The sequence below is a fragment of the Streptomyces sp. AC627_RSS907 genome (assembly GCF_019049165.1).
In genome coordinates this window covers 1-704 of record NZ_JAGMUE010000416.1, presented here as the reverse complement: position 1 = coordinate 704, position 704 = coordinate 1, and the positions used below count along the sequence as shown (strand labels likewise).

The following is a 704-nucleotide window of genomic DNA, read 5'->3' as shown; positions in this document are numbered from 1 at the left end:
ACCTGGCCAGCGCGCAGGAGCTCAACCAGGTCGTGCACCAGGTCTTCCGGCCGAGCGACGTCTTCCGCATCGACCACTACCTGGGCAAGGAGACGGTCCAGAACATCCTGGCGCTGCGCTTCGCCAACACGATGTTCGAGCCGCTGTGGAACCGCTCGTACGTGGACCACGTGCAGATCACCATGGCCGAGGATATCGGCATCGGCGGCCGGGCCGGGTACTACGACGGCATCGGCTCCGCGCGTGACGTCATCCAGAACCACCTGCTCCAACTCCTCGCGCTGACCGCCATGGAGGAGCCGGCCTCTTTCGACGCGAAGGCCCTGGTCACCGAGAAGCTCAAGGTGCTCACGGCCGTCAAGCTGCCGCACGACCTGGGCCGGCACACCGTGCGCGGCCAGTACACGCACGGCTGGCAGGGCGGCACCGAGGTCTGCGGCTACCTCGAGGAAGAGGGCATCGACCCGCAGTCCAAGACGGACACGTACGCCGCCATCAAGCTGGGCATCGACAACCGCCGCTGGGCGGGCGTCCCGTTCTACCTGCGCACCGGCAAGCGCCTCGGCCGTCGAGTCACCGAGATCGCGGTGGTCTTCCAGCGCGCCCCGCACTCCCCCTTCGACACCACCGACACCCAGGAGCTGGGGCAGAACGCCCTGGTCATCCGGGTGCAGCCGGACGAGGGCGTGACGATCCGGTTCGGC

1 protein-coding gene is annotated in these 704 nt (G+C 68.2%); it reads left to right on the top strand.

Annotated elements, in window-relative coordinates:
• A partial coding sequence (locus KUM32_RS36210) for a glucose-6-phosphate dehydrogenase (RefSeq protein WP_217146144.1) occupies nt 1–704 on the top strand: 704 nt, incomplete at both ends.